The organism is Mesorhizobium sp. M2A.F.Ca.ET.067.02.1.1 (genome assembly GCF_004023285.1).
In the GTDB taxonomy this organism is placed as follows: domain Bacteria; phylum Pseudomonadota; class Alphaproteobacteria; order Rhizobiales; family Rhizobiaceae; genus Mesorhizobium.
Genome location: NZ_RZSB01000491.1, coordinates 1 through 4,600, shown reverse-complemented (window position 1 = coordinate 4,600; position 4,600 = coordinate 1). Strand labels below are relative to the sequence as shown.

Below are 4,600 nucleotides of genomic sequence, written 5' to 3'. Positions count from 1 at the left end.
AGATAGTCCTGCTGGCCGTTGATGGCCGCGCCACCGGCGACGGCGTCGTTGCCGGCCGCCTTCGAGACGATGGCCGTGCCTTTGGTTGCATACGATATGATCGACGCCTCTTCCGGGGCCCAGCCGATCTGGTTCACGCTGTAACCCGCGCTGGTGTACATGCCATAGCTGAGGTTGAGCACGTTGCGGCCGCCCGCCAGCGGGACATACGTGCCGGTCGAGAAATCCTTGGAGCGAATGGTTGCCGCGGGAGCGATCATGCTTGCCTCCTCGCGCGTCCATTCACCGTGCCGCTGCGTCTGCACGCCGATTCCGAAATTGCCGGAGAAGCGCGACGTGCTGCTGAAGTCGTCGACCATGGTGATGGTGACGCCCTTGCCCTTGTAGCCGGCGGCCCATGCGGCGCCGACGTCGGGGCTCATCCAGCTCTGCACGGCCTGCGTCTTGCGCGTGACCGGGATCGTTGCGCTTACGCAGATGGACCCGCCGCCATGGCAGAGCGCGGCCCATTTCGTCCGGGCTGAGAGCTTCCTGCGCCGATGCCATCGGCGCCGAAAGAAGTGCCAAGGCGGCGGCGAGGCCGAACTTCAAGGACTTAACCGACATGTTCATTCTCCAGTCAGACAGAACGAGGACGGCAGATCGTGAGTTTCGGGACAAGATGATTTCATTTGCCTGCCCCTCCGATCAGAAAGTGAGACGGTAGTTCAGCCAGAGATGCATGGTCTCCGGCCTGGCGCTGACCAGATACTTCAGCGTTTCCTCAGGCGCGGTCTCGCCCGCCGCCAGCCGGCAATTGACGCTGTAGGTTCCGAACTCGCCGTAGTCGGCCTCGCAGGGCTTTTCCGTCAGGTTGCCGCCGATTGTAGTGGTGACCGACAGGGACAGGGTGCTGTTGGGATTCGGATGGGTCTGGGTGAGAAATCCGAGCTTGAGGCTCGGCTCGATACGATATTTCTCGGCTTGCTCGCCGGTGCCGAACCCCCAGAGAAAGCCCGTATCGGGCGTGATCTGAGTGAGGAAGTCGACATGCATGTCGACCCAACTCGCGTGATACCAACGGCTGAAGGAGACCCAGCTTCCGCTCTGCAATTCATAGCCGCCAGTGCCGAGGCCCCTGGCCTTGTCGCTGAGCGGAGAACCCTGATGGACATCGACGAGCGAGGTGGTCCATTCCTGCGCGGCCGCGGCGGGCGCAAAGAGGAACGCGCACGCCAAGAGCACCGCCGTGCAGAAACCGCCTCGGATGTTGGACCGCTCGCGCATGCGCGAAGCACCTCGCCCCACCATTCCGGACAGCGCCTTGACGGCGAAGGGCTTCTCGGGCAGCCGCCTCTGGCCGGATCATGCGCGGGAGAATCGCACGCAGACCGTTACCGCCAAGTTATCTAAGCTGTTATGAATATAAGAATTCGCTGGAAATATGCGAATAGCGCCGTTGCCGGCGGTCGGAGGATCGCCGGCAAAAGAGGGCGGATGCGCCGGAAGCAATGTCCCGCCAGCCTTGCCGGCTGGTGACGTGTGGGAAGCCTGCGATCGGGCCGGTCAGGCGGCGTCGCGAACCTTCTGGATGCGCGAGCGGATCGCCTCGATCATGGTCTCGCGAATGACGGTCTCGCCATGCGTCTCGCGCATATGCTCGACGGCGCGGCGCATGACCTCCGCTTCTTCCTCGGCGCGCGTGTGCCAGTCACAGCCGGGAACCAGCGATCCGCATTGAAATTCCTTCATGGGGATTTCCTTTCCTCGCGACGGGGCCGCTCAGCCAGAGCGCTCCAGCCATTTGTCTTATGTGCAATCCCGCCGAAGGCCGATGTACGTTTTCGCAGGATTGCCCGGATGGATATCAATAACACATGCCGCCGCTTTCGGTTGCACGAAGAAGTGGCCGAGATCGGTCGGCGCGGCAAAGCATGACCCGAAGGGCGGAGCACTGGTTCTCCGCCCTTCGCGCCGCCTGACCCTGCTATGCCTCCCGAGCAGCTTCCTGGAATTGCTCCAGCCGTTACTTCATGATCTTGACGGCCTCGGCGATCTTGTTCTTGCCGCTCATGTCCCAGGACACGCGGACCTTCTCGCCGGCCTGAATGCCGGGATCCTTGAAGGCCTTGGACAGCTTGAAGGTCGATCCATCCTCGAGAACCAGGCTCATGGCCGTTCCGTCAAAGCTCTTCACGGTGCCGGTGATGTGCTTGACCGCCGCGAATGCGGCGCCACCGGAGGCGAGAAATGCGGCGGCTGCCGCCGTCACGATAAGCTTGCGCATGGCATGCTCTCCTGGAATGCGGGTGCCCGTTCGATCAGGCACCTTCCTTGGTCAGGGCCGTCAAGTCGCGTCGGGTCACGGCCGGCGGGAGACAAGAGGTCTCCGCTTCGACCGCCGGCGCTTCCCGACCCGACGACCCTAAATAACTCAATTCTTTCAAAAGGATATTAGACGAAAAAGATATCATCCTCGCCACATTGCGCGCCAAGATTCGACGAATGGGACAGCAATGCGGCCACGGCCGCGCTCACCTGATCGTTACGGCCATTTTACCTCGGGGGGCAGGCTGGACAGGATCGAGGCGACATTGCCGCCGGTCTTCAGGCCGAAGATGGTGCCGCGATCGTGAAGCAAGTTGAATTCGACGTAGCGGCCGCGGCGGATCAGCTGTTCGTCGCGCTCGGCATCGGTCCAGTTCTGGTTGAAGTTGCCCCGAACCAGATGGGCATAGACGACCAAGAAGGAGCGGCCGACATCCTGGACGAAATTGAGATCGGCGTTCCAGCCGCCCTTGTCCTCTTCCGAATGCAGCCAGTCGAAGAAGATACCGCCGATGCCGCGCGGCTCATTGCGGTGGGGCAGGAAGAAATACTCTTCGCACCAGGCCTTGAATTTGGGATAGTCGGCGACCGCGGCGTTCTTCTCGCAGGCGAACTGCATGGCGCGATGAAAGGCGATCGTGTCGGGGTCGTCCTGGGTGCGGCGACGGTCGAGCACCGGCGTCAGATCGGCGCCGCCGCCAAACCATTGGCGCGTGGTGACGACCATGCGCGTGTTCATGTGCACGGCAGGCACGTTGGGGTTCCAGGGATGCGCAATCAGCGAGATGCCGCTTGCCCAGAAGCGCGGATCCTCCTCGGCGCCGGGTATCTGCTTCCTGAATTCCGGCGAGAATTCGCCATGGGCCGTCGAGGTGTGCACGCCGACCTTCTCGAAGACGCGGCCGCGCATCATCGACATGGTGCCGCCGCCACCGCGACCTTCGTCGCGCTCCCAGGGCGTCTTCTCGAAACGGCCGGGCGACCATGAGGACAGCGGTCCCTGAAGCTCCTGCTCGAGCTGCTCGAAGGTGGCGCAGATACGTTCGCGCAGCGCTTCGAACCAGAGGCGGGCCTTCATCTTCTTCTGCTCGATGTCGGCCGGCAACCCCACCGGTATTTCGGGTCGTTCCAAAAGCTGTCTCCAGTCGCGGCCGACAAATGACTCGTTTTTTCTGCGCGCGATCCCTAATCTGTTAAAGACAAGGGTCAAGTCCTGTCTGATCCAGGTGCAAAGGAGTTCCTTCGTGCGCACCCCGGCAAGACCGCCGCTGGATGGCTTGAAGAAGAGGCTGGAGCGCTCGCGCGCCGAGCGCGCAAACCTGCCGCGCGACGGTTTCCTGCGCGAGACCTTCGTGCTGCCGAGGCCCGCCGCCCGCCTCAAGGCCAAGGAGTGGTTCGAGCGCTTTCCGAAGCAGGCCTACTGGACCGAGATCGAAAGCTGGTTCGAACGCCCAGGCGATGTGATCGAATTCACCATGCGCCGGCTGCCGGCGGCCGACTGAGACATCTTTGGCGGCCAACCCGTCAGCGCACCGCCAGCCTTCTCGCGCCCGTGCCCTCCCGGGCCAGCCGATCTTCCTTGTTCCTCAGCGGGCATTTGTCGATCGACATGCAGCCGCAGCCGATGCAGTCGGTCAGGCCGTCGCGCAACTTCTTGAGCTGGGCGATCTTCTGATCGAGCTCGTCGCGCCAGGCCGTCGAAAGCAGGTTCCAGTCCTCGCGCGTCGGCGTGCGCTCTTCGGGCAGGGACTGGAACGCCCGTGCAATGTCGGCAAGCGAGATGCCGACCTCCTGGGCAACGCGGATGATCGCAACGCGCCTGAGCACATCGCGGCCGTAGCGCCGCTGGTTGCCAGCCGTCCGATGGCTGCGGATCAGCCCGCGCGCCTCGTAGAAATGCAGCGCCGATACCGCGACGCCGCTGCGCATCGCCACTTGGCCGACCGTCAATTCCTTTACCGGAGCCATTCTCAAATTCCTGCTTGACCTCAAGTTAAGTTGAGCTTGTAGCCAGGAAATATCGATAGGGCAATTGCAGGAGAAGGCGATGTGCGCCTGGGCAGGAATGACGGCGGAAGGGATGGCGATTCGGGATAGCGCGGAGGCGCGAAAGCTGGCTCATTATTTCGACGCAATTCCGGGCGGAAAACCGTTTCACACTTTTCCTGGAATTGCTTTAGTCGATCTGGCGGAGCGCTTCGCCGGCGACCATGGCGACCGACAGCGCGACATTGATGCTGCGTGCGCCCGGCCGCATCGGAATGGTCAGTCGGGCATCCGCCGCCTGGTGGAC

At 62.7% G+C, this 4,600-nt stretch carries 6 protein-coding genes and 2 pseudogenes; 1 reads left to right on the top strand and 7 read right to left on the bottom strand.

Annotated features, from left to right (window positions below):
* The 5 genes and pseudogenes from EOA28_RS25850 to hemF all read right to left on the bottom strand — a co-directional run.
* A pseudogene (locus tag EOA28_RS25850) lies at nt 1–422 on the bottom strand (peptidase S8 and S53 subtilisin kexin sedolisin); the annotation flags it as partial.
* Nucleotides 423–687: 265 nt separating this feature from the next.
* On the bottom strand, nt 688–1,266 hold the full coding sequence (locus EOA28_RS25845) for a hypothetical protein (RefSeq protein ID WP_127251097.1): 579 nt from the start codon (nt 1,264–1,266) through the stop codon (nt 688–690).
* 279 nt (nt 1,267–1,545) lie between these two features.
* The gene (locus tag EOA28_RS25840) at nt 1,546–1,731 is read right to left on the bottom strand and encodes a DUF1059 domain-containing protein (RefSeq protein WP_095766497.1); all 186 of its coding nucleotides are present in this window, start codon (nt 1,729–1,731) and stop codon (nt 1,546–1,548) included.
* A gap of 274 nt (nt 1,732–2,005) precedes the next feature.
* Nucleotides 2,006–2,266: a DUF1344 domain-containing protein gene (locus EOA28_RS25835; protein ID WP_127251096.1), complete on the bottom strand. Its 261-nt coding sequence runs from the start codon at nt 2,264–2,266 to the stop codon at nt 2,006–2,008.
* A 258-nt stretch (nt 2,267–2,524) separates the two neighbouring features.
* Entirely contained in the window at nt 2,525–3,439 is a 915-nt protein-coding gene (gene hemF, locus EOA28_RS25830) for an oxygen-dependent coproporphyrinogen oxidase (RefSeq protein WP_128315421.1), read from the bottom strand.
* 112 nt (nt 3,440–3,551) lie between these two features.
* Here hemF and EOA28_RS25825 point away from each other — a divergent pair, with 112 nt between their 5' ends.
* Nucleotides 3,552–3,809, top strand: coding sequence for a hypothetical protein (locus tag EOA28_RS25825; protein ID WP_042639873.1), 258 nt, complete (start codon nt 3,552–3,554; stop codon nt 3,807–3,809).
* Nucleotides 3,810–3,831: 22 nt separating this feature from the next.
* Here the strand turns inward: EOA28_RS25825 and soxR are convergent, their stop codons facing one another.
* Both soxR and EOA28_RS40440 read right to left on the bottom strand, forming a co-directional pair.
* Nucleotides 3,832–4,275, bottom strand: a complete 444-nt coding sequence (gene soxR, locus EOA28_RS25820) for a redox-sensitive transcriptional activator SoxR (protein ID WP_127251094.1) — start codon at nt 4,273–4,275, stop codon at nt 3,832–3,834.
* Nucleotides 4,276–4,483: 208 nt separating this feature from the next.
* Nucleotides 4,484–4,600, bottom strand: a pseudogene (locus EOA28_RS40440) (tRNA methyltransferase); the annotation flags it as partial.

Coding starts and splice junctions, on each gene's coding strand:
- EOA28_RS25845 (WP_127251097.1), bottom strand. CDS start 1,266: ATGCGCGAGCGGTCCAACATCCGAGGCGGTTTCTGCACGGCGGTGCTC.
- EOA28_RS25840 (WP_095766497.1), bottom strand. CDS start 1,731: ATGAAGGAATTTCAATGCGGATCGCTGGTTCCCGGCTGTGACTGGCAC.
- EOA28_RS25835 (WP_127251096.1), bottom strand. CDS start 2,266: ATGCGCAAGCTTATCGTGACGGCGGCAGCCGCCGCATTTCTCGCCTCC.
- soxR (WP_127251094.1), bottom strand. CDS start 4,275: ATGGCTCCGGTAAAGGAATTGACGGTCGGCCAAGTGGCGATGCGCAGC.